28 protein-coding genes are annotated in these 22,830 nt (G+C 60.9%); 10 read left to right on the plus strand and 18 right to left on the minus strand.

Going from position 1 to position 22,830, the window contains the following annotated elements:
• Positions 1-4: 4 nt before the first annotated feature.
• From rplE to TSACC_RS17315, 16 genes are all read right to left on the minus strand, one after another.
• On the minus strand, positions 5-619 hold the full coding sequence (gene rplE / locus TSACC_RS17240; protein ID WP_075080453.1) for a 50S ribosomal protein L5: 615 nt from the start codon (positions 617-619) through the stop codon (positions 5-7).
• A gap of 10 nt (positions 620-629) precedes the next feature.
• Positions 630-902: a 50S ribosomal protein L24 gene (gene rplX / locus TSACC_RS17245; protein WP_075080454.1), complete on the minus strand. Its 273-nt coding sequence runs from the start codon at positions 900-902 to the stop codon at positions 630-632.
• Positions 899-1,264: a 50S ribosomal protein L14 gene (rplN, locus tag TSACC_RS17250; RefSeq protein ID WP_075080455.1), complete on the minus strand. Its 366-nt coding sequence runs from the start codon at positions 1,262-1,264 to the stop codon at positions 899-901. The genes rplX and rplN overlap by 4 nt, the downstream gene beginning before the upstream one ends.
• Before the next feature lie 15 nt (positions 1,265-1,279).
• The gene (gene rpsQ, locus TSACC_RS17255; protein WP_075080456.1) at positions 1,280-1,567 is read right to left on the minus strand and encodes a 30S ribosomal protein S17; all 288 of its coding nucleotides are present in this window, start codon (positions 1,565-1,567) and stop codon (positions 1,280-1,282) included.
• 2 nt (positions 1,568-1,569) lie between these two features.
• On the minus strand, positions 1,570-1,779 hold the full coding sequence (gene rpmC / locus TSACC_RS17260; RefSeq protein ID WP_075080457.1) for a 50S ribosomal protein L29: 210 nt from the start codon (positions 1,777-1,779) through the stop codon (positions 1,570-1,572).
• Between the two features lie 9 nt (positions 1,780-1,788).
• Positions 1,789-2,211 carry a 50S ribosomal protein L16 gene (gene rplP / locus TSACC_RS17265; RefSeq protein WP_075080458.1) on the minus strand — a complete coding sequence of 141 codons (423 nt, stop codon included), beginning with the start codon at positions 2,209-2,211 and terminating at the stop codon, positions 1,789-1,791.
• 20 nt (positions 2,212-2,231) lie between these two features.
• Positions 2,232-2,996: a 30S ribosomal protein S3 gene (gene rpsC / locus TSACC_RS17270; protein WP_075080459.1), complete on the minus strand. Its 765-nt coding sequence runs from the start codon at positions 2,994-2,996 to the stop codon at positions 2,232-2,234.
• 2 nt (positions 2,997-2,998) lie between these two features.
• Positions 2,999-3,484, minus strand: a complete 486-nt coding sequence (rplV, locus tag TSACC_RS17275) for a 50S ribosomal protein L22 (protein ID WP_075080460.1) — start codon at positions 3,482-3,484, stop codon at positions 2,999-3,001.
• 30 nt (positions 3,485-3,514) lie between these two features.
• The gene (locus tag TSACC_RS17280) at positions 3,515-4,195 is read right to left on the minus strand and encodes a hypothetical protein (protein ID WP_237763991.1); all 681 of its coding nucleotides are present in this window, start codon (positions 4,193-4,195) and stop codon (positions 3,515-3,517) included.
• Positions 4,196-4,326: 131 nt separating this feature from the next.
• Positions 4,327-4,605, minus strand: a complete 279-nt coding sequence (gene rpsS / locus TSACC_RS17285) for a 30S ribosomal protein S19 (RefSeq protein ID WP_075080462.1) — start codon at positions 4,603-4,605, stop codon at positions 4,327-4,329.
• Between the two features lie 2 nt (positions 4,606-4,607).
• Positions 4,608-5,453 (minus strand): 50S ribosomal protein L2, encoded by an 846-nt coding sequence (gene rplB / locus TSACC_RS17290; RefSeq protein ID WP_075080463.1) that lies wholly within the window; start codon positions 5,451-5,453, stop codon positions 4,608-4,610.
• A gap of 14 nt (positions 5,454-5,467) precedes the next feature.
• Positions 5,468-5,752, minus strand: a complete 285-nt coding sequence (gene rplW / locus TSACC_RS17295) for a 50S ribosomal protein L23 (RefSeq protein ID WP_075080464.1) — start codon at positions 5,750-5,752, stop codon at positions 5,468-5,470.
• Positions 5,752-6,366, minus strand: coding sequence for a 50S ribosomal protein L4 (gene rplD / locus TSACC_RS17300; RefSeq protein ID WP_075080465.1), 615 nt, complete (start codon positions 6,364-6,366; stop codon positions 5,752-5,754). The genes rplW and rplD overlap by 1 nt, the downstream gene beginning before the upstream one ends.
• Before the next feature lie 3 nt (positions 6,367-6,369).
• Complete coding sequence (rplC, locus tag TSACC_RS17305; protein ID WP_075080466.1) at positions 6,370-7,017, minus strand: 50S ribosomal protein L3; 648 nt, start codon at positions 7,015-7,017, stop codon at positions 6,370-6,372.
• An 8-nt stretch (positions 7,018-7,025) separates the two neighbouring features.
• Entirely contained in the window at positions 7,026-7,343 is a 318-nt protein-coding gene (gene rpsJ / locus TSACC_RS17310) for a 30S ribosomal protein S10 (protein ID WP_075080467.1), read from the minus strand.
• A gap of 936 nt (positions 7,344-8,279) precedes the next feature.
• On the minus strand, positions 8,280-9,434 hold the full coding sequence (locus TSACC_RS17315; RefSeq protein ID WP_075080468.1) for an acyl-CoA desaturase: 1,155 nt from the start codon (positions 9,432-9,434) through the stop codon (positions 8,280-8,282).
• A gap of 118 nt (positions 9,435-9,552) precedes the next feature.
• Here TSACC_RS17315 and TSACC_RS17320 point away from each other — a divergent pair, with 118 nt between their 5' ends.
• Genes TSACC_RS17320 through TSACC_RS17335 form a run of 4 tightly spaced genes read left to right on the plus strand, consistent with a single transcriptional unit; the run spans position 9,553 to position 13,814 of the window.
• Entirely contained in the window at positions 9,553-10,536 is a 984-nt protein-coding gene (locus TSACC_RS17320) for a hypothetical protein (protein WP_075080469.1), read from the plus strand.
• On the plus strand, positions 10,533-11,609 hold the full coding sequence (locus tag TSACC_RS17325; protein WP_075080470.1) for an acyl-CoA reductase: 1,077 nt from the start codon (positions 10,533-10,535) through the stop codon (positions 11,607-11,609). Before TSACC_RS17320 ends, TSACC_RS17325 begins: the two co-directional genes overlap by 4 nt.
• A 19-nt stretch (positions 11,610-11,628) precedes the next feature.
• Positions 11,629-11,880 carry a translation initiation factor IF-1 gene (infA, locus tag TSACC_RS17330; RefSeq protein WP_075080471.1) on the plus strand — a complete coding sequence of 84 codons (252 nt, stop codon included), beginning with the start codon at positions 11,629-11,631 and terminating at the stop codon, positions 11,878-11,880.
• Between the two features lie 20 nt (positions 11,881-11,900).
• A complete protein-coding gene (locus tag TSACC_RS17335; RefSeq protein ID WP_075080472.1) occupies positions 11,901-13,814 on the plus strand; it encodes an AMP-dependent synthetase/ligase in 1,914 nt (637 codons plus the stop codon).
• Here TSACC_RS17335 and TSACC_RS17340 read toward each other — a convergent pair.
• Both TSACC_RS17340 and TSACC_RS17345 read right to left on the minus strand, forming a co-directional pair.
• Positions 13,792-14,832, minus strand: coding sequence for a DUF2059 domain-containing protein (locus tag TSACC_RS17340; RefSeq protein WP_075080473.1), 1,041 nt, complete (start codon positions 14,830-14,832; stop codon positions 13,792-13,794). The two genes, TSACC_RS17335 and TSACC_RS17340, sit on opposite strands and share 23 nt — an antisense overlap.
• Before the next feature lie 61 nt (positions 14,833-14,893).
• The gene (locus TSACC_RS17345; protein WP_075080803.1) at positions 14,894-15,868 is read right to left on the minus strand and encodes a metallophosphoesterase; all 975 of its coding nucleotides are present in this window, start codon (positions 15,866-15,868) and stop codon (positions 14,894-14,896) included.
• Between the two features lie 105 nt (positions 15,869-15,973).
• Here TSACC_RS17345 and TSACC_RS17350 point away from each other — a divergent pair, with 105 nt between their 5' ends.
• The 6 genes from TSACC_RS17350 to TSACC_RS17375 all read left to right on the plus strand — a co-directional run bounded on the left by TSACC_RS17350 (position 15,974) and on the right by TSACC_RS17375 (position 22,829).
• Complete coding sequence (locus TSACC_RS17350; RefSeq protein ID WP_075080474.1) at positions 15,974-18,154, plus strand: PAS domain-containing sensor histidine kinase; 2,181 nt, start codon at positions 15,974-15,976, stop codon at positions 18,152-18,154.
• On the plus strand, positions 18,135-18,770 hold the full coding sequence (locus TSACC_RS17355; RefSeq protein ID WP_075080475.1) for a response regulator: 636 nt from the start codon (positions 18,135-18,137) through the stop codon (positions 18,768-18,770). Before TSACC_RS17350 ends, TSACC_RS17355 begins: the two co-directional genes overlap by 20 nt.
• 123 nt (positions 18,771-18,893) lie before the next feature.
• Positions 18,894-19,571, plus strand: coding sequence for a hydrolase (locus TSACC_RS17360; protein WP_075080804.1), 678 nt, complete (start codon positions 18,894-18,896; stop codon positions 19,569-19,571).
• A 12-nt stretch (positions 19,572-19,583) separates the two neighbouring features.
• The gene (locus tag TSACC_RS17365) at positions 19,584-20,135 is read left to right on the plus strand and encodes an antibiotic biosynthesis monooxygenase (RefSeq protein ID WP_075080476.1); all 552 of its coding nucleotides are present in this window, start codon (positions 19,584-19,586) and stop codon (positions 20,133-20,135) included.
• A complete protein-coding gene (locus TSACC_RS17370; protein ID WP_084400565.1) occupies positions 20,132-21,973 on the plus strand; it encodes an amidohydrolase in 1,842 nt (613 codons plus the stop codon). The genes TSACC_RS17365 and TSACC_RS17370 overlap by 4 nt, the downstream gene beginning before the upstream one ends.
• 10 nt (positions 21,974-21,983) lie before the next feature.
• A complete protein-coding gene (locus tag TSACC_RS17375) occupies positions 21,984-22,829 on the plus strand; it encodes an alpha/beta fold hydrolase (RefSeq protein WP_075080477.1) in 846 nt (281 codons plus the stop codon).
• Position 22,830 lies beyond the last annotated feature (1 nt).

Raw genomic sequence — 22,830 nt, forward strand, 5'->3', positions numbered from 1 at the left:
GTAGTTAGGCAGCCGTGGCTTCCTCTTGCTGCTCCTCGGTTTTGCGCACAGGAGCCGGTTTCTTCTTGTCGGAGAAGGGCATGCCCAGCTCCGTCAGAAGCGACTTGGCTTCCTCGTTCGTGCGCGCGGTTGTGACGATGGTGATGTCAAAACCGATGTTGCGTTTGATTTTGTCGAGTTCGACTTCAGGGAAAATGGACTGGTCAGCGACGCCGAGCGTGTAGTTGCCATTGCCGTCGAAGGCTTTGGTCGACACACCACGAAAGTCACGGATGCGCGGGAGCGACATCTTGATGAGACGCTCGAGGAACTCGTACATGGTGCGGCCGCGAAGAGTCACCTTCGCTCCGATCGCCTGACCCTGGCGCAGCTTGAAGTTCGCAATGCTCTTTTTGGAGAGCGTGGCGACCGGGCGCTGGCCGGTGATGAGGGCGATTTCGGACTTGGCGATTTCCAGCGCCTCTTTGCTGTCGGCGCCTGCGCCCACGGAACTGTTGACCACCACCTTCTCGATCTTGGGGATCTGGTGAATGTTCTTGTAACCGTGCTTCTCGCGCAAAGCGGGCACGACGCGCGTCTTGTATTCTGTGTAAAGCTCGGGATCGAGTTGGGTAGCCATGGTGGTTTATTTAGGCGGCTTTCTTCTTCGCCTTCTTCTCGGTGGTGGCGCGCTCGACGACCTTCACATTCGAGATGTGAATCGGGCCTTCGCGTTCAATGATGGCGCCGTTGGGGTTGTCCTGGGTCTTGCGCTGATGCTTTTTGATCATGCGCACGCCCTCGATGATGACCTGCGACTTGGTCGGGTTGACCTGGAGAATCTTGCCGGCCGAACCACGGTGGTTGCCGGAGATCACCTGGACGGTGTCGCCGCGACGGACATGGGTTTTCACAGTGCTCATAGGACTTCAGGCGCCAGGGAAATGATCTTCATGAAGTTCTTCTCGCGGAGCTCGCGGGCCACAGGGCCGAAGATACGAGTGCCGCGGGGGTTCGAGTCCTTGTCGATGATGACAATGGCGTTGTTGTCAAAACGAAGGTACGAACCGTCTTCGCGCTTAACGGGTTGCTTGGAACGCACGATCACCGCGCGGACCACATCACCCTTTTTCACGGTGCCGCCAGAGGAGGCTTCCTTCACGTTTGCGGTGATGATGTCACCGACGTGGGCCGTGCGGGTGGGCTTGCCGATCACGCCGATCATCGTGGCCATGCGGGCGCCGGTGTTATCGGCAACGTCGAGGCGGGAGCGAATCTGAATCATAGCGGAGTCGGAAAGTTAGTGTTTAAGGATTTCGACGAGGCGCCAGCGCTTGAGGCGCGAGAGCGGGCGGGTCTCCGCGATGCTCACGCGATCGCCGACCTTGGCTTCATTCTTTTCGTCGTGGACGTAGAACTTCTTCACCATCTTCGTGATCTTGCCGAACTTTGGGTGCGGCACCCGGGTGACGGTGCGGACAACGATGGTCTTGTCCATCGCGCTGGAAACGACTTCGCCGACGCGGGTCTTGCGCAGGTTGCGCTCGCGCTCCGGGGCGGTCGTTGTGTTGGAAACTTCTTCGCTCATGGTTACTTGGCGGATTTGGCCGCGTTGCGCTTCTCGGCTAGCACGGTCTCGATGCGGGCGGCATCGCGACGAATGCTACGAAGCAGATGGGGTTTCTCGAGCTGGCCACCCTGCTGCTGGATGCGCAGGTTGAACGCCTCGTGGCGCAGTTCGCTCTTGCGAGCTTCGAGCTCCTTGATGGTGAGCTCCTTGAAATCAGCGATCTTGCTCATGGCTCAGGATTATTTGACAGCGTGGTGGCGGGCGACGAAGCGCGTACGCACGGGCAGCTTGTTGGCGGCGAGACGCAGGGACTCGCGGGCGACGGATTCCGGCACGCCGTCAAGTTCAAACAGCACGTTGCCGGGACGGACAACGGCCACCCAGTACTCGGGCTGGCCCTTACCTTTACCCATTCGGGTTTCCGGCGGGCGGGCGGTGACGGACTTGTCGGGGAAAATACGGATCCAGAGCTTTCCTTTACGCTTCATGTTGCGGGTCATGGCAACACGGGCGGCTTCGATCTGGGTGTTCGTGATCCAGGCGCGCTCGAGGGTTTGCAACCCGAATTCGCCGAAGTCGATCTTGAGCGTGCGTGAGGCGTTCCCCGAGCGGCTTCCGCGCTGGGTTTTGCGATACTTCACGCGTTTGGGCATCAATGGCATGGCTCTCTATCCTCCTAAAATTAAGCGTTGGCGGGTGCGTTCTGAGCAGGAGCCGATGCGGCGGGCGCTGCGTCGGCGTTATTACGACGACCGCGGGGTCCGCGTTCGCGGCGAGGAGCCGGCTGCTCGGCCTGGCCGTCCTGCTGCTGGTCTTCTGGGCGTTCCTGCTTTTTGCAGACCCAGCACTTGATGCCGATCTTGCCGGCGACGGTGTTGGCTTCCGTGAAGCCGTAGTCGATCGGCTGGCGCAAGGTATGAAGCGGGATCTTGCCTTCGCGGTACCATTCGGTACGTGCGATTTCCGCACCGCCAAGGCGGCCGGAGCAGCGAATCTTGATGCCGAGCGCGCCCTGTTCCATGGCGAGCTGCACAGCGCGCTTCATGGCGCGGCGGAAAGAGATACGGCGCTCGAGCTGCGAGGCGACGTTTTCCGCGACGAGCTGGGCGTCGGTGTCAGGTGTCTTGATCTCAACGATGTCGATCTTCACCTGCTTGCCACCGGCGAGACGGGAAATCTCCTCCGTCATCTTCTCAATCTCGGAACCCTTGCGGCCGATGACCACACCCGGGCGAGCCGTGTGGATGGTCACGCGCAGGCTGTTCCAGGCGCGTTCGATGACGATGCGGGCCACAGCGGCCTGACGGAGCTTCTTCTTAAGAAACTCACGGATCTTGCCGTCCGCAAAGAGGTAGTCGGCGAAATCCTTGCGCGAGGCGTACCAGCGCGACGACCAGTCGCGGCTGATCGGAAGGCGGAAGCCGATTGGATTGACTTTCTGTCCCATGGTTATTCCTTGGTTTCGGTTGCCGTCGTCTCAGGAGCGACGGTCTCGGTAGCAGCCGATTTTGCGGCGGCGGTGGTCTTCTTCTTGGCGCCGGCCTTCTTGGCGGCGGGTTTCTTGGATTTTTTCGCGGCCTTGTCCTCGCGGCGCTTGATCTCCACCTCGTCGGTCAGGACGATGCGGATGTGGCTCGTACGCTTGCGGATCGGGCCTGCGCTGCCGCGGGCCTTCGGCTGGAAACGCTTGAAGGTCGGTCCTTCGCCCACAACGGCTTCCTGGACGACCAGATTGGCAACATTGAGGTTGTTATTGTTCTCGGCGTTCGCAACCGCGCTCGAGAGCGTCTTGAAGATAAGCTCAGCGGCCTTCTTGGGCACAAAGCGGAGCAAGTCCAGAGCGTCCGTGGCCGGAAGACCCTGAATTTCCCGCGTGACCTCGCGAGCCTTGAAGGCCGAGATCCGCGCATTGCGGTAGATCGATTTAACCTGCATTGTTGTCTTTGTTATTTGGTTTCTCGCCGTCTACTGCCGGGCGTCCACCTTGAGGCGGTCGCCGGTTTTGATCGGCTCTTTCTCCGATGCGAGACTCTGAATGATGGCTCCACTGATGCGATCGCGTACGTCGATGACGCGCACTTCGCCGATTACCTTGTTGTCCCTCCAGATCTGGAAGGGCATTCCGATTTTCACCCCCTGCTTTTCGCCGATGTTGGCGACGACGAGAGAAAGGTCCTCTTTCACATCCAGGACCATTCCATCATTGAGGGTGGCTTCGACCGCACTGGCTTTTACCGCCGCCGGAGTGCCGAGCACTTCGTTGGTCTTCCGCAATTCGGTTTCAACCGTCATGCGGATCTGCGGATCGATTTGTTCGGTGCTCTTCAGGAGCACCTGTACGGCTTCGGTCAGTCTTACCAGCTGGTTGACCGCGTTTTCGTTTTGCTGCTTGAGCAAGCGAAGGTCGCGGACAGCGGAAAGCAGGCGCTGCTCGACTTTGCTTTGATCCTTTTCGGCACCCGGGACACCCAGGGCCTCGAGTTTCATTGCGAGGTCGGCAGACTGGCGCTTGAACATCTCGGCCTCCGCGTTTGCGATGGCCAGGCTGTCCGTCAGCGATTTGACGCTCGATCGCAGCAGGATCACTTTCTCCTGCAGGCTTTCGTCGCCACTATCACTGGAGCTGTTCTCTTCGCTCGTGGGCACGGTTATCGTGACCCCCTGCGCGAGGAGAATACCACTATCAGAGTCTGTCAAAGATCGGCTGCTCTGTGCCTCCAGCCATGCGGCCGGGAGGAGAGCGATAAGTCCCGCCGCTATCGCAGCGAGTCTCATTGTTACTTGGTCACTTTGGCGGTGTGAGAACCGTGTTTCTTAAAGATTCGAGTCGGGGAAAACTCACCCAACTTGTGCCCGACCATGTTTTCGGTGACGAACACAGGGATGAAGGTCTTGCCGTTGTGCACGTTGAAGGTGTGGCCCACGAAGTCGGGGGTCACCGTGCTGCGACGCGACCAGGTCTTGATCGGCTTCTTGGCGCCGGAGTCATTCATCCGGTCGATTTTATCGAGGAGCTTCCACTCCACGTAGGGGCCTTTTTTGAGCGAACGTGCCATGGTTACTTAGCTTTTGCTTTGCGCCGCTGGACGATGAAGCGGTCGGAGTTCTTGTGCTTGCGACGGGTCTTGAAGCCCTTGGCCAGCTGGCCCCAGGGGCTGACAGGATGGTGACGTCCGCCACCGCCCTTGCTCTTGCCCTGGCCACCACCCATGGGGTGATCGACGGGGTTCATGACCATACCGCGGACATGCGGACGGCGGCCGAGCCAACGGGAGCGACCGGCCTTGCCGCTCGACACGTTCATGTGGTCGGTGTTGCCGACCTGTCCGATCGTGGCGTAGCAGTCTTCGTTGATCTTGCGGATCTCACCGGAAGCCAGCTTGATGAGGGCGAAGCCTGCCTCGCGGTTGGCGAGGATGGCCTGGGCGCCTGCGCTGCGGATCATCTGAGCGCCGCGACCCGGAGTGAGCTCAACATTGTGAATGGCCGTACCGAGCGGGATCACACGCAGAGGGAGCGCATTGCCGACCGCCGGATCTGCCTTTTCACCAGCGCTCACCTTGGCGCCAACCAAGAGGCCGGCAGGAGCGAGGATGTAGGCCTTCTCGCCATCCGTATACTGAAGAAGGGCGATGCGGGCGGAGCGGTTGGGATCGTACTCGATCGCGATGACATCAGCGATGATGTCGCGCTTCTTGCGCTTGAAATCGATAACGCGGTACTTGCGCTTGTGGCCACCGCCGCGGTGACGCGAGGTCATGCGGCCGTTGTTGTTGCGTCCGCCGGACTTCTTCAGGGGTTCCAGGAGAGACTTCTCCGGGGTATCCTTCGTGATCTCGGCGAAGTCCGGGAGCGCCTTGAAGCGGCTCGCGGGCGTAAGGGGTCGAAAGGTCTTGAGTGCCATGGCTGTGTGTCTCCTTAGACGAGGTCGAGCTTCTCGCCCTCCTTGAGGGTTACGATCGCCTTCTTCCAGTTGGCACGACGGCCGAAGCTGGCAGTGCGCTCGCGCTTCTTCTTACCGGCGAAGTTCGCGGTATTGACGTTGACAACCGTCTTTTTGAAGAGGACTTCCACCGCTCGCTTGATCTCGAGCTTGTTGGCCCGGGGAGCGACGCGGAACACGTACTGGTTCTCCTTTTCGGAAAGCAGGGTCGCCTTCTCGGTCAGGAGGACCGTTTGCAGATGGTCAAAGGGTTCGTTCATTACGCGAGCCTTTCGGAGAGGGTGGTGAGCGCTTCCTTCGTCACGATGATCTTGTCGAACGCGAGGAGCTGCTCGGTATTGACGTCCAGGGCGCGAACCAGCTGGGCGGTGCGGACGTTGCGGGCCGCGAGGAAGGTGTTTTCGTCGAAGCCATTGCCAATGACGAGCGTCTTGCGGGCGTCTTTGGCGCTTTCAGCCACGAGGGCGAGGAACTTCTTGGTCTTCGGCTCGGCGACAACGAAGGCGTCGGTCACCAGCACGTCGCCGGCGAGGATGCGCTCGCTGAGAGCCTTGCGGAAGGCGAGGACCTTCACCTTCTTGGGAGTCTTCTTCGAGTAGTCGCGGGGATGCGGACCGAAGGCAACACCGCCGCCCACCCACACGGGGGAGGACTTGTAACCGGCGCGGGCGCGTCCGGTTCCCTTCTGGCGCCAGGGCTTCGCGCCGCTCAGGGCGACGTCGGCCTTGGTCTTGGTGCTGGCAGTACCGCGGCGGCGGTTGGCACGCATGGCGACCACGACATCGTGGACAGCCTGGCGGCCCTTTGCCTCTTCGGTGATGAGCTCGATATTGGCCTTCTTGGCCTCTTCAGCAGTAAATACAGTGGCGCTCATGGCTTAGCTCTTGGCTGGGGCTTTCTTTTTCTTGGCCGGGCGCACGATGACATTCGTGCCCTTGGCTCCGGGAATCGCGCCGCTCACGAGGATGACACCGTCTTCCTCGCGGACCTGCAGGACTCGCAGGTTCTGAACCGTGACACGCTCGTCACCCATGTGACCAGGCATGCCCATGTTCTTCCAAACACGACCGGGAGTGGAGCGGTTACCGATGGCACCGTTACGACGATGCATCATGGAACCGTGGCTCGCGGGCTGTCCGGCGAAATTGTGCTTCTTGACGACGCCCTGGAAGCCTTTGCCCTTGGACTGGCCGATGACGTCGACCCACTGTCCAACCTCAAAGGTGCCGAGGCCGAGATCCACGCTCTCCGGAGCGGTCTCACCTTCAGCGAGGCGAAATTCGCGAATGAACTTCTTCGCGGTCGAGGAGGATTTGGCGAAGTGCCCGGTCTGCGCCTTGCTGACGCGATGGGCTTTCTGGTCGCCGAAACCGACCTGAATGGCGTTGTAGCCGTCTTTCTCCGCGGTCTTGACCTGGAGAATGCGGTTGCCACCAGCTTCGATGACGGTGGCGGTGGTGATGCGGCCCTTGTCGTCATAGACGCGGGTCATCCCAAGTTTTTTTCCTAAAAGTCCGATGCTCATGGCGACGATCAGATTTTGATGGTGATATCAACGCCGGCCGGGAGATTGAGCTTACGCAGCTCGTCTACGGTCTTGGCGGTGGGTTCGACGATATCCAGCAGGCGCTTGTGCGTGCGGATCTCAAATTGATCCATGGACTTCTTGTCCACGTGGGGGGAGCGGTTGACAGTGAATTTCTCGATCCGGGTCGGGAGCGGAATAGGGCCTGTCACCTTCGAGCCCGTGCGCTTGGCTGTCTCGACGATTTCGGCCGCCGAGGCGTCCAGGATTCGATAATCAAACGCCTTGAGGCGGATGCGGATGCGTTGACCGGCAGGAGCTGACATAATCTGATAAAGAACAGTTGAGGGCGGTCCCCTTGGTTAGGTGGTTAGGAAATTCGTTTTCGTCGATGCACGCGCGATCCGGCCCAGCAGGACATCATCTTTTCGATATGGACGCGCGTTTGCATTGCTTGGTTAGGCCTGCACACCCTCGGAAAGGCGTCAGGGGACAAAAAAAGCACTCTGAGGTGCTCTACTCATTCCCCCGTCTGTGTGCGGGAGGGAAGAAACTATTGATACGCCCAAGGTAAGCAAGCCTTATTTTGGAATTTCTTGGGGAATTTTTAAGGGGGAATGGGGGAGAAATGAGAAAACTCTGGTTTTGCGCTTCCCGCTCGCTGCCTTCACCGCGGATGAGCGATAGGCAAAACGATCTCGACTCCATAGGTTTACAACCCTCAGAGGGGACGCGACGCGAAGTCGCAGCCGGGATTCCAATATCCTTGAGATACTGAACAACGCGGAGCCATTCCCACCGGAACAATCGAGCTTCTCGTGACACGATATCGTGCTCGGAACCTGCTAGAATTTCCCACGATCACGGATTCCTTACGCGTTTCTGTCGCAGGACCACTCAAGCAGGAAGAGGATTTCTCTCCACATCGCGCAAGCCGACAGCGGTCGGGTTTCTCGATACGAACGTCTTTCGGGGCTCCTATGACAAAGCTATTCGCAAACCAGCCCGACCAATTCCTCCCCCTGGCGGGACATGCACTGGGCAGCAGTTGACCGCGAGGCTGCGCCTGCTTACGGGAGAGACTCTCTGGTTCCAGGTCCCGACGGCCGAAGAGGCGATTCTCACCCTGCCTCGAGATCGGAGGACACGGTTCGAATCGCACTGGCAGATGGCATAAACGCTATCACCAGCCAAGGCCTCGCGGCCGTCGCCTCGCGTACTATCCCGGGGGATCGCAGGCGAGCACCGACCGCTGCCAATGCTTAAGCCGCAGCCGTGCCGCCAAAAACGATGCGGTGCGCACTCATCCACTCGCCCAAGGCCTCGCGGAGCTCGGAGGACGCCTGTGCGAGTTCACGCTTGAGCTGGCGGCGCTGGCGACGGGAGATCTCGTGACGGCGCTCCTTGGCAGCACGGTACTCCGTGAGGCGCTGTTCCCACTGGGCCAGAGCGTCATGCATCTGCTGCTGGGCGGAGTGCAGCATCGTCTGCAAGGACTCGGAAAGGGGAGCCGGGTGACTCTCAAGAGCCGCCGCGATACGGCGCTGCTGCTCGGCGATCTGGGCTTTGAGAATCTTTTCTTCCGGTACGGTGCGCAGATTGCGCACGAGACCGAGCTTGTGCAGCAACCAGATCGACCATTTCGTCGGGTCAAACTGCCACGGCTTTACGCCATTGCGGTAGTCGTACTGAAACTCGTGGTGAAAATTATGGTAGCCCTCGCCAAAGGTGAAGAGAGCCATGAGGAAACTGTCGCGCGCGGTGCAGTTCGTCGAGTACGGACGATCACCGATCCAATGGCACAACGAGTTGATGCAAAAGGTCATGTGATGAACGAAAACCACACGTGCCACACCCGCCATGAGAAAGGCCCCGAGAGCCGCCGTGGGACCGCCCCAGAGGTAGCCAATGAGGGCCGGAAGACCGAAGCCCACTCCGAATGCCAGCGGCACGTAGTACTGGTGCTGCCACCAGGCGAGCTTGTCCTTCTGAAGGTCGCGCACCCAGGTCAGCGGCGTATCCGGGCCGGTGCGAAAGAGAAGCCAGCCGATATGGGCGTGAAAGAAGCCCTTGGAAATATCGTACGGATCGTCATCGTGATCGACGAACTTGTGATGGCGGCGGTGGTCCGCCGACCAGCCGAGGGCGGAACCCTCGAAAGCGGCTGCGCCAAAGAGCAGGGTGAAGACCTTCACCGGCCACGAAGCGTTGAACGTGAGGTGCGAAAAAAGTCGATGATAGCCGAGCGTAATGCTCAAGCCGGTAGCAATGAAGAAGAAGAGGAACAACCCAAGCTGGAAGGCATCCACACCATGGCGCATGATGTAAAGCGGCACGGCTGTGACGGTTGTGACAAAAGTCGAGATGAGAAACAGGCTGTTTGCCCACCGTACTTTTTCCCAGGGGATTCGTAGCATAAGGCCGGGAACCTACACGCGTTCTGTGGGCTGGCGACTTAAATTTTTGGCAAAAGGCAATTCGCACCCTCCTTGCGGCGCGACGGCTTCCTGTGAGAAACTATGCCTTTCGCACGCCTTGGAATCCAACCTCCATCACCAGATCATCCGCTACATCGAGCATGGCGAGGGGAACTTTGCCGATCTGCTCGTGAAGGCACATCGTCGTCAGCGCGAGCTTTGCCCTCCATATCACGAGTACTGCAAGGGGTTTCCCGCCCCGTCCGTCTGGCGCGAAATTCCTCCCCTGCCGCTAGGCGCATTCCGCTGGAGCCGCATCGCCACCTTTCCGGAACCTGAGGCGGTGCGCACCTTTCGCACCAGCGGCACCACAGGTGAGGGCTACGGCCAGCATCATTTTGCAACGCTGGAGGTCTATCAGGCTGCCGCACTGGCGGGATGGCGGCATTCCGGGATTCCGGGCCATCGGGTTATCGGCTTGGTCCCACCACCCACGGAAGCTCCGCACTCCTCGCTCAGCACGATGGCCGGGTGGCTCGTGCAGCCGGAGGATTTCTTCTGGAATCAATGGGAGCGCCTCACTGAGTTCCTGGCTTCGGCGAAGGAACCGGTGGTCCTCTTTGGCACCGCGCTGGGCTTCCTCGACTTCTTTGAATTCCTCGGGGACCGCACATGGACTCTTCCCGCCGGTTCCGCCGCGATGGAAACCGGAGGCTACAAGGGCACACGGCGCAATCTCCCCAAGGAGGAGCTCTATGCCTTCTTCCAGAAACACCTTGGCCTCGCTGCCGATGACGTCTGGAACGAATACGGCATGACCGAGCTATCGTCGCAATTCTATACCCGCGGCCTGGGAACACCGCACCGCGGCGGATCGTGGGTGCGGGGCCTCGTGATCGATCCCTCGACGGGCCGAGAGGTTGCCGTCGGCGAAACCGGGGTGCTCGTCATTTTTGACCTGGCAAATATTGACTCCTCCTGCGTGCTGCAAACGCAGGATCTCGCCGTTCGCCATGAGGAGGGATTCCTCCTTGTCGGTCGCGACCCCGCCGCGCTGCCTCGCGGCTGCTCCCGCGCGGCCGACGACCTGTTAAGCCGATGAATACAGCCTCCCGAGCCGAAGCCCTCGCCCGCGCCGCGTCGCATTTCCCGATCCTCGGTCCCTGCTCCGCCGACGACCTCCTGGACGTCGTGCGCCTGGAGCTGGGCCACGCGGAGATCCTCGATGGTTTCCGCCCATATGGAGCGAATTTCGCCCGGGCGTATTGCCTCTCCCCGCTACTTCACATCGTGAGCGGTAACACGCCGCATGCGGCCCTCCAGAGTCTCATTCGCGGCCTGCTGCTGGGAGCGGAGAACCGGATCAAGCTCCCTTCCGAGGGTCTGCCGGAGGTCGGGGAGTTTCTCTCCCTGCTCCCTGCCGGTCTCCGCGAATGCGTCACAGTCTCCACCACGCTGCCGGATGAGTGGCAGCGCGAGGCGGCAGCCTGGGTCGTCTTCGGCTCGGATGAAACCATCGCGCACTTCCGCTCGCAGGCGCGGCCCGGCGTTCGTTTCGAGCCGCACGGGCATCTCTTCAGCTTCGGTCTCGTCGCATCGCCCACACCCGGAGCAGCCGATGCCGCCGCCCGGGACATCTCGCTTTTCAACCAGAAGGGCTGCCTTTCCCCGCATGACATTTATGTGCGAGGCGATGCAGCCGCCTTTGCGGCCGAACTGGCCGGCGCCATGGCCGATTTTGCCGCGGCGGAGCGACCGTTGCCCGTCACCGTGGCCGAGGCGGCGGAGATACACAATGTGCGGGCGAATTACCGATTCCGCTCCGCCAGTGACACTCGTGTGAAGCTTTATGAAAGCGAGGGTTCGCTCGACTGGACGGTGATCTATGAGAACGACCCGTGGTTTGCGAGTTCCTGCCTGAACCGTGTCGTCTATGTGAAGCCCTGGCCGGAAAGCGATGCCGCCACTGCCCTCGGCCCGGTGCTCGGGTGGCTCGGTGCAGTGGGCATCTGGCCGGCCCTTCCGGAAGTCGCGGAACTCGTCGCTCCGCTCGCCCCATCGCGCATCTGCCCGCTCGGTCGCATGCAGCTGCCACCCTGGTCCTGGCACCAGGAAGGCCGACAAAATCTCGCCGGACTCGTGCGATGGGTTGATTTTGAAGCCGATATCGGGTAAAAGGCCGCCATCTTCTCCTGTGGCTAAAGACGATTCGATTAACGCAGATGGGGTTGTGGTGGACGTTCTACCGGGAACGATGTTCCGGGTAAAACTTCCCAATGGCCATGTCGTCCTCGCCCACATTTCTGGCAAGATGCGGAAAAACTTCATTCGCATCGTCCCGGGCGACCGCGTGAGTCTCGAAATCTCCCCCTACGACCTGACGAAGGCTCGCATTACGTTTCGCGAGTCCGATTATTCCCCGAATTCCCCCAACCGCCGCCGCTAAGCGGCCCGTATTTCCCACTGATGGCACGTCTCCAAGTCTCCACCTTGGCCGAGTTGTATCGCAACGCCGCCGAGGCGTATGAGAACCGCCCGGCTTTCGCTTCAAAAAACGCCGAAGGCCAGTACCGGCCCACCAGTTACCGCTCGCTCTACGAGCAGGGTCTCGCACTCGCCACCGCGCTGATCGATCTCGGCGTGCAGCCGAGGGAGCACGTTGGCCTCCTGGCGGACAATCGCCTCGAGTGGATCATCTGCGACGCGGGCGTGCAGCTCGCCGGATGCGCCGACGTTCCGCGCGGCACGGACATCACGGAAGGCGAGATCGCCTACATCCTCGACCACGCGGACATCCGGGTCACCTTTGTGGAAAATCTCGCCACGCTGGAAAAGCTTGGGCGTGTCCAGGGGCAGTTGAACCAACTCGAGACCATCATCCTGATGGATCCCAAGGCCGCGGCCCGCGATGGCGTGTTGAGATTGCAGGACCTGCTCGCCCGTGGCGCGGAGCTTCGCGCTGCCGGCGATCGCCGCGCGGAGGATCGCAGCGCCGCCATCCAGCCCGAGGATCTTTTCACCATCATTTACACCTCAGGCACGACCGGCACTCCCAAGGGCGTCCAGCTTACTCATGCCAATATGGCGTCGCAGGTGCGCAACCTGCCCTTTGACCTCGTTCCCGGCGAACGTACGCTGTCCATTCTCCCCATCTGGCACAGCTACGAGCGTGTCTTTGAAATGGTCGCCATCAGCATGGGCGCGTGCACGTACTACACCTCGATCCGCTCGATTGCGGAGGATCTGAAGACCGTGAAGCCCAACGTGATGTGCTCCGCTCCGCGCCTTTGGGAGAATCTCTACCAAAAGCTCATGCACCGCGTAGAGGAGGGCGCGCCGTTCAAGCGACGGCTCTTTCACATGGCCCAGCATAGCACCTGCGCCGTCAAACGCGCCGAGCGATTCTTCCGCGGCCAGCAGCTCGATCTGACCGGTCGTTCCACGAAGGAAAATCTCCATCTCGGCATCAGCCATGCGGCCAACTGGCTGTTGTATTACCTCCCCCACCGCATCCTCGACAAGGTGGTCCTGTCCAAAATCCGCGAAGCCGTCGGCTGCTCGGAATTCCGCGGCACCATTTCCGGGGGCGGAGCGCTCCAGCCGCACGTCGATGAGTTTTTCAACTTCATCGGCATTCCCGTGCTGGAGGGGTACGGTCTGACCGAGTCCTCGCCTGTTCTCGCCGTCCGAACCTGGGACAATCTCGTCATTGGCACGGTCGGACCGCTTTATCCACAGACGGAGATACGAATCGTCGATCTCAACACCGGAGATATCCTGTATCCGAACAAATCCCGACGGGGACACGGTCGCGGGCTGCGCGGAGAGATTCACGTCAAGGGTCCGCAAGTGATGAAGGGCTACTATAAGAACCCGGCTGGCACCGCCAGCGTGCTGCACGACGGATGGCTCAATACCGGCGACATCGGGATGATAACCTTCAACGACTGCCTGAAGATCCTCGGCCGGTCGAAGGATACCATCGTTCTGCTCAGCGGCGAAAATGTCGAACCCGTGCCGATCGAGTGCCGCCTCGTCCACTCACCACTGATCGACAACTGCATGGTCGTCGGCCAGGACCAGAAAGCCCTTGCAGCCCTCATCGTGCCGAGTCTGCTCGGCTTTCGCTCCTCTGGTATCCAGACCTCCAGCCTGGAGGAGATCGCCAAAGACCCCGAGGCTCGGGACCTGATGGATCAGGAATTGCGCGGTCTGATCAGCAAGGCCACGGGATTCAAGAACTTCGAGCGCATCACGGATTTTCGGTTCGTGACGCGCCCCTTCGAGGTCGGTCGGGAGCTGACGGGCACCTACAAGCTGAAGCGCCACATCATCACCGAGATGTACGGTGACTTGATCAAGGATTTGTACCCGGAGTAGGCGCAGGCTGCGGCGTTGCCGCCTCTGCGGGAGCGGCTTCCGTCGACGCAGCGGGGGCTGGCTTGAGGATTTCCCGCAACTTGATGACCCACTTCGAGAAATCCGGGTGCTGCGGATACGTCTTCACCAGGATGTAGATATCATTCGCAGCCCGGTTCGTTTGTCCGAGCAGGATCATGTCATTGGCACGCGAAAAAATCATCTTCGGCCGCACCATGGTATTGAAATCGGCTGCCAGGAAATCGAGCCGTCCCGAGGTCGCGCGATCGGCCAGCACCTTCATCTCAAGATCCCAGGTTTGGATGAGGGCCGGATCTTTCACGGTACGCATGACCGAGCGAACGTTCTTTTCCAGGATTCCCGCGAGGTTCCCCGGTGTAAGCTCCCAGCCATCGCTCTTGGGTAGCCACTGCTGGAGACGAAGCCAGCGGGTGAAGACTCCATCGGAGATGGACTTGTCGAGGAGATCCTTCTTGGCGTTGAGGGTCTTTTGGGCAATGTCCCGGTCGCGCTGGGCGCGTTCGTTTGCCGGTTTGTCAGCCTGTTTCTTCTTCAAGTCCTGAAAACTGTCCTCTGTCGGGACCAGATCATTCGCATAGGCCAGCGAGGGAGCGATAAAGAGCTCTGGCTTGTCCGAGGCGCCACGCTCCAACGACATCACGAGATAGCGCAGGTGGAGAAGGATAACGTTTTGAAAGTCGGTCGAACGCAAAGCATCGCCCATACCGGATTTCCACTCCGCGAAAGCGGCTCCCTTGTTGGGTTTGCCCTCAAACTCCACCGCCTCGACGGCATCGGCATAAAGGGCTGCCGCGGCCGAGGGCGACACAGCGGCCGAACGCAGTTGGGAGATCGCCATTTGTCGCGCAGAGGCCAGCGTCTGCTTCTGCCGCTGCTCGATCATGTCGAGTTCACGGAGGATTACATCGGCATTAACCGGAGGAGCATCCTGGGCTCGCGCGACGGGAGTGAGCATCAAACCGGCCGCGAGAAAGCCGGGGAGGAACAGGGGTTTCATCGAGGGAAATATTCGCGCCGTCGGGCTTTCGGTCGAGCATTATTGCGCCCTCCCCCGGGGCCTACGACCTGCGGAGAGTATGTACCGTAATCTCTGGCCGGCAATTATACCGCGCTGCGACGCCACAACTCCCCGTGCCGCGCGATGTATAGCCTTGCAGTCTCCCACAGATCCAGCCACCAGCGACGAGCCAGCGCGGACCGGGGTAATTGTGCAGAACGGCCCTCCCGCCCGGCAGGCAGATCTGCCCGCCATGGGTGTGTCCGCAAAGCATCAGATCATATCCTGCCGCAGCGGCCTCCCGGTATGGCTCAGGGCTGTGACTGAGCAGAATGGACGTCTCTCCTACCGGTACGTCTTCACGAGCTTTGCGAAGATCGTGCGTTTGAAAAAAGCTGGGATCATCAACCCCGCAAAACCAGATTCTCTGGCCGTGCCGCTCAATCGGGACCGACTCATTAAGCAGCATTGGCAGACCGGCAGACTCGAGAAACGATACCTTCTCGATAAAATCGTGATTTCCGAGTGTGCCGTATAACGGTCCCTGCAAGGCGCGGATCAATCGCGCCATCAAATCGAGTGAAATATCGTAATCATCCCCGATTTGATTATGATAATCGCCCGTCAGCACAACGGCATCATACTGGACATCGGCCAGTAGCTCGATGAGCACATCGATCAGCTCGGGCTGAAGATCGCAATGCAGGTCCGTAAGGTGCAAGAGCCGGAAGCCATCGAAAGCCTCTGGAAGGGAGGTGAGAACCACGTCGCGCTCGACCAATTCGACATCCAGACAATTGCGCCGCCCACGCTCCTCGGCGCAAAAGAGCCAGAGCACCGAGCGGACGATGGCATTAACGGGAATCACGCTCTCGATACGGAAAATGCCCTTCCCCTGGTGATTTTTCCGCGCCCAGATGCCTGCCTGGGCAGAGATGCGTTTGCGCAGCATGTCGTGTCCCAAGCGCTGCGAGAGCAAACGGTAGTCCGTATGCCCCGCGGCTTCCTGCGACGACACCCTTCTCACAAGCCTCATCGACATCCCAAACCCTCTCGTTTCACAAGTCCAAACTGAGCACCCGCCGAGCGATTTCCCGCCCGATGTCTTGCACAACCTCTCCCCGACGGCGAAATAGGGTTCATGCCGTCGGAGAATTCCACCCCTTCCGCAAACGCTGCACCGACAGGGGAGGACTACCACGCCTCGGACTTGCGAGAGCTGAATCGCCAGTTGGTGGACAGCGAGCAGCGCCTGCGCCTGGCGCTCGAGACCGGCCGCATCGGACTCTGGGTATGGAACTCCTCGGACGTGGCCAACGCCGGAGACTGGTCGCCGCGACTGCGAGAGATATTCGGCATCCCGCTCACGGCCGAGGTGACACATGATGTGTTTTTGAACTGCGTGCATCCCGATGACCGCGAGAAAGTCGATGCCGCCGTGATGAACGCCCTCGGCGGCGCCAATGATGGCGAGTACCGCATGGAGTACCGCTCGATCCACCCGCGGGATGGATCTCTGCACTGGGTCACCGCGCATGGTCAGGCTTTTTTCGACGATCAGAAGCGCCCGATCCGTTTCATCGGCACGGTGATGGATATTACCGACCGCAAGGAGGCTGAAGTCGAGCTATCCAGTCTCAACCGCGAGCTGGAGTCGCGCATCGCGGAGCGAACCCGCGAGCTGGAGCTCGCGAATGCCGCTTTGCTGCGGAGTGAGGATCGGCTGCGACGGGTCATCGACACGATCCCCGGGCTCGTCTTCACCAGTTCGCCGGAAGGCTCTTTTGATTACCTGAACAAGCGCTGGCTCGACTATACCGGCATGTCGCTCGAGGACTCCACCGGCTGGGGCTGGCAGGTCGCCATCCACCCGGACGACCTTCCCGGCCTGACGCGATACTGGAAAGCACTGCTCCAGGCCGGGGTGCCGGGAAAATACGAGTCTCGCATGCGCGGGGCCGACGGCCAGTATCGCTGGTTTCTTTCCCGCGCGGTTCCCTATCGGAATGAGACAGGCGAGATCGTCAAGTGGTACGGCACCAAGGTGGATATCGAAGGGCACCGCGCATCAATGCGCCTCCTTCGCAATCAGTTCGACGCGATCACAGACCTGCTGGACTCCCTTTCCACCGAAGGGGATTCGGAAAAGCTCGTTGAGCACGTAGCCCGGGTTATTCGGGACCAGACTGCTTCCGACGTGCTGACCTTCTGGATTCGTAATGACGCCGGAGTGATCGACCGCATGGGGATATTCAGCGACAACCGCCTTCAGTTTCCCGCGGAGTCCGCCTCGGCAGACCAGATCGCCGCACTCCGTGCGTTGGGACATCCGGTGTGGAATCGCTTTTTTGAAACCTGCGTCGATTGCGTCGAACTCGACTTCGCCAGTGATCCGCCCATGGTGCGGATCGCAGGGAGCCCGGGGACAAACTGGATGCCTGCACTCGGATGTCCGCCAACACCCGCCCTACTGGAAGATTATCTGCGAAAGGTAAAAGAATCCGGCACCCTGACCGCCGTGACGGTACCCATGCCGATCAGCGGAAGCTTCGGCGGCATGGTCAGCGCACGGTTCCGCACACACCGCACCTTCCGCGATGAGGAACTCGAGCTTTTGAAGACGCTCGCCCAGCAGGCCATGCTCACCATCGAGATGATGCGACTGGCTCGTATCGGTCGGCAATCCGCCGTCATCTCGGAGCGCAACCGACTCGCCCGCGAGATCCACGATACGCTCGCTCAAGGGTTGACGGGCGTCATCGTTCAACTGGAAGCCGCCGAGGACGCCCGTTCGCAAGAACTGGATGCGGAAGCCGGAGCCCACATTGCCCGCGCCCGGGAGTTGGCGGCGGAAAGCCTCAAGGAAGCGCGCCGCTCCGTCCACGCCATCCGCCCCGAGGCTCTCAGCCGGATGGATCTCTGTGCAGCCCTGGCCGACCTCATCGAAAAGGCCACATCACGAACCTCGGTACGCGGTTCCGTATCCGTGGAAGGCGACTCCCGCCCGCTCCCAAAAAGCTGGGAGGACAATCTCCTCCGCATCGCCCAGGAAGCCCTCACCAATGTCCTGCGCCATTCGCGAGCCACCGAGTTTCACGCGAAACTCGCGTTCGCCAGCGGTTCACTGCAACTCGCACTCTCCGACAACGGCCAGGGTTTCGACCCGACTCAGAAACCGGATGGCTTCGGCCTGCGCGGAATGCGCGAACGCGTCGAGGCCATGGACGGCTCATTGACAGTCGAAAGCCATCCCGGCACAGGAACCCGTATCGCCGTAGTGCTCACCCTACCCTCTCCCACTGATGAAAACCGAATCGCCTGAGCGCATCCACATCCTGATCGCCGACGATCATTTTACCGTACTCGAAGGGCTGGCCGCCATCATCGCCCGACAGCCCGATATGCAGGTCACCGGACAGGCGGGCGACGGCGAAGAAGCGCTCGCCCTTTGGAAGACGACGCAGCCCGACATCTGCCTGCTGGACCTGCGCATGCCGAAGCTCGACGGCGTGACGGTCACCGAGTCCATCCGCGCCCTCGATCACTCGGCCCGGGTCATCGTTCTCACCACCTACGACACCGACAACGACATCCTCCGCGCGATCCGTGCCGGAGCCAAGGCCTACCTGCTCAAGGATTCCCGGCGCGAGGATCTCCTCGACTGCATCCGGCGGGTCTATCGCGGCGAAACGTTCATCACCCCCACGCTGGTCGAGAAACTCGCCAGCGGCCTGAGCGTGGAACCGCTCACCGGGCGCGAACTGGACGTCCTCACCCTCCTCGCCTCCGGCCTGAGCAACAAGGAAATCGGCACCCGGCTTTGCATTACGGAGACGACAGTGAAATCCCACCTCCGGGCCATCTTCAGCAAGCTGAACGTCCTGAGCCGCACCGAGGCGGTCACCGCCGCCAACAAGCGTGGGCTCATTCAGATTTAGGCAGGCGGAACGACGGGAGCTCATCCGGGAGGTTGGGCGGCATCTCCTTCTTCCGAAGGAGGAAAAGTTCACCGGCTCGGGCAATAGAAATACATGGCTGTCAGGGACTACGGTTCCCGGACCATGAGCCATTATCACAAGCTTTATACTGCTGAAGACAGCGCCGTCGTCTTCATCGATCATCAACCCCAGATGACCTTCGGTGTGTCCAATATCGACCGTGCTACGCTGATCAACAACGTCACCCTCCTCGCCAAGGTCGCGAAGGAATTCAACGTCCCCGCCGTGATCACGGCAGTGGAGACCGAGTCTTTCAGCGGCTACGTCTGGCCTCAGCTCCTGGATGTGTTTCCGGGACAGCAAGTGGTCGAACGCACATCGATGAACTCGTGGGATGACGAGGGCTTCCGCGCCGCGATCAAAGCCACGGGCCGCAAAAACATCATCATGACCGGCCTCTGGACGGAAGTTTGCGTGACCTGGCCGACCATCGAGATGCTTGGGGAAGGCTATAACATTTATGTCGTCGAGGATTGTTGCGGAGCCACGTCATCCGCAGCTCAGGAAGCCGCTCTTTCCCGCATGGTGCAGGCGGGCGCGGTGCGCGTCACCACCATGCCCGCTCTGCTCGAGTGGCAGCGCGACTGGGCGCGTCGCGATCATTACAACAACCTGATGGGCATCATCAAAAACCAGGGCGGCGCGTATGGCGTCGGCGTCGAGTACGCCTACACCATGGTGCATCACGCCCCGCAGTCGGCGATCCAGCCGCAAGTCGTCGCTCCGAAGGCTGCCCACTAGGTTCGCCACCTCATGGGTGAGACGATCCATATCGCAATCACCCGGCGCGTTCGAAGGTCGCATCTCGCCGACTTCGAACGCGCCCTGGCGGACTTTGCCAGCCGCTCCCTCGCGGAGCAGGGGATGACCGGGGTGCACATCCTGCACCCTGCGCCGGACTCCGGCTCGACCGAGTACGGCATCCTGCGTTCCTTCCAGAGCGCGCGGGATCTGGAGACCTTTTACCATTCGACGCTCTATCGCGATTGGGTCGAGCGCATCCAGCCGATGGTGGAGGGCGAGCCTCAAATCCGGCATCTCTCCGGGCTTGAGGCATGGTTCCGCGAAGGCCACCACATGCCGCCGCGATGGAAGATGGCGGTCCTCACCTTCCTGGCGGTCTGGCCGGTCAGCATCATCGTCCCCGCACTGCTTCGGCCCTTCATTCTCTCCCTCCACTTCATCCTTCAGGCCGGGCTGGTCTCAGCCGGGATCGTGATCGTCCTCACCTGGGTCGCCATGCCGCTCCTCGTGAAGCTCTCCCACCCCTGGCTGCACCCCGCCTCCAACAAACCCACGCCATGACTATCCAACCTGACCTCATTCTCGAAAACGGACGCATCTCCACCCTAGATCCCGCCCGACCCGAGGCCACCAGCGTCGCTGTGGCAGGCGGAAGGATCGTCGGTGTGGGCGACGGCTCCGACTTTCCCCGCGACGCATCCACACAGGTGATCGACCTGCGCGGTCGCCGCGTGATTCCTGGGCTCTACGACTCCCACCTCCACGTCATCCGAGGCGGACTGAATTACAACATGGAGCTCCGCTGGGAGGGCGTTCCCTCGGTGTCCATCGCCCTTGCCATGCTCCGCGACCAGGCCGAGCGCACTCCGGCTCCGCAATGGGTGCGCGTCGTGGGTGGGTGGACCGAGTTTCAATTCGCCGAGCGCCGCATGCCGACGCTGGAGGAAATCAACGCCGCTGCACCCGATACGCCGGTCTTCATCCTCCACCTCTACTGCCGTGCCATGCTCAACCAGGCCGCCCTTCGAGCCTGCGGCTATACGAAGGACACGCCGAACCCGCCTGGGGGAGAAATCGTCCGTGACAAGGCCGGTAATCCCACCGGCATGCTCATCGCGCGGCCCAACGCCATGATCCTGTACGCCACCCTGGCAAAGGGTCCCAAGCTCCCGGCCGAGTACCAGTACAACTCGACCCGCCACTTCATGCGCGAGCTGAACCGCCTCGGACTCACCGGAGTCTGTGATGCCGGCGGGGGTTTTCAGAATTACCCGGAGGATTACGAGATCATCCAGCAACTCCACCAGCGGGGAGAGATGACGCTGCGCATCGCGTACAATCTCTTCACCCAAAAACCCGGAGGCGAACTAGAGGACTTTGTCCGCTGGTCCAACATCATCAAGCCCGACCAGGGCGACGACATGTTCCGCTGCAATGGCGCGGGCGAGATGCTGGTCTTCTCCGCCGCCGATTTCGAGGACTTTCTGGAGCCCCGTCCCGACCTGGACGGAAAGCTGGAGGAACAACTCGAGAAGGTCGTCTCCTTCCTGGCGGAAAACCGCTGGCCCTTCCGGCTGCACGCCACCTATGAGGAATCCATCAGCCGGTTTCTCAATGTCTTCGAGCGGGTCAACCGGCATGCGCCCCTGGAGGGGCTGCACTGGTTTTTCGATCACTGCGAAACGATCTCCGACCGCAACATCGAGCGGGTCAAGGCGCTCGGCGGTGGCATCGCGATCCAGCATCGCATGGCCTTCCAGGGCGAGTATTTCGTCGACCGCTACGGTGCCAAGGCCGCGGAGCGCACCCCGCCGGTCCGACGCATGCTGGAAATGGGCGTACCCGTGGGCGCAGGCACCGATGCGACCCGCGTGGCGAGCTACAATCCTTTCGTCTCGCTCTACTGGCTAACGACCGGTCGGACCCTCGGCGGGTTCTCGCTTTACCCGGAAAAGGCGCTCCTTTCCCGCGAGGAGGCCCTGCGCCTTTACACCAGCGGAAGCGCCTGGATGTCTCGGCAGGAAACAGATCGGGGTACCATCGCACCGGGTCAGCTGGCGGACTTTGCCGTGCTCTCCGACGACTATTTCTCCATCCCGGACGAGGAAATCAAATCCCTGGAATCCGTGCTCACCATTCTCGGCGGCAAGCCGGTCTACGGGGCGGAGGAATTCACCCCCCTCGATCCCGGCGTGCCGCCTGCCATGCCGGACTGGTCGCCCGTCAGCCGCTACCCCGGGTGCTGGAAGGCCGAAAACACCAGCCACCTGCATCACGCCTCCTGCGGATGCAGCCATCACGTCACCGCCAAACCGCAGCCCAACCCGTTCAACATCCCCCGGTGGATGCTTGGCCCTCGCGGCCTGATGGACGGCGGATGCGAATGCTTCGCCTTTTAATCATAAACCCATGAGCACACATAAAATCACCGTCGGTCAGGAAGGATCGTCACCGATTGAAATCTTTTACAAGGACTGGGGCTCAAGCTCCGGCCGCCCCATCGTCTTTTCCCATGGCTGGCCGCTGAATTCCGACGCCTGGGATGAACAGCTTCTCTTCTTCGGCGAAAAGGGCTTTCGCGCCGTCGCCCATGATCGCCGTGGCCATGGCCGATCCAGCCAGACCTGGACCGGCAATGATATGGACACCTACGCCGACGATCTCGCCAAGGTGCTCGATACGCTCGACCTGAAGGACGTCGTCCTCATCGGACACTCCACCGGCGGAGGCGAGGTAACCCGCTATGTCGCCCGGCACGGAACCTCCCGCGTCTCGAAGCTCGTCCTCGTGGGGGCCGTCACGCCCTGCATGTTGCAGAGCGACACCAATCCCCAAGGCCTGCCTATGGAGGTTTTTGACAGCACCCGCGACGGAGTGCGGGCAGATCGGTCCAAGTTCTTTCTGGACCTCACGATGCCCTTCTACAACTACAACCGCCCCGGCGCGAATGTGTCCGAAGGTGTCCGTCAGGCCTTCTGGGTGCAAGGCATGCACGCCGGGCTGAAATCCGCCCTCGACTGCATCAAGGCGTTCTCGGAAACCGACTTCACAGACGACCTCAAGAAAATCGACATCCCGGTGCTCATCTGCCACGGCGAGGATGATCAGATCGTCCCGGTCGATATTTCCGCCAAGGCCGCCGCCAAGGTGCTGAAGCATCCCACCCTCAAACTTTATCCCGGGGGTTCACATGGCCTAGCTGTCACGGAACGCGATGCCTTCCATCGCGACCTCCTGGAGTTCATCCAAAGCTGAA

This window comes from Terrimicrobium sacchariphilum, assembly GCF_001613545.1.
GTDB lineage: Bacteria > Verrucomicrobiota > Verrucomicrobiia > Chthoniobacterales > Terrimicrobiaceae > Terrimicrobium > Terrimicrobium sacchariphilum.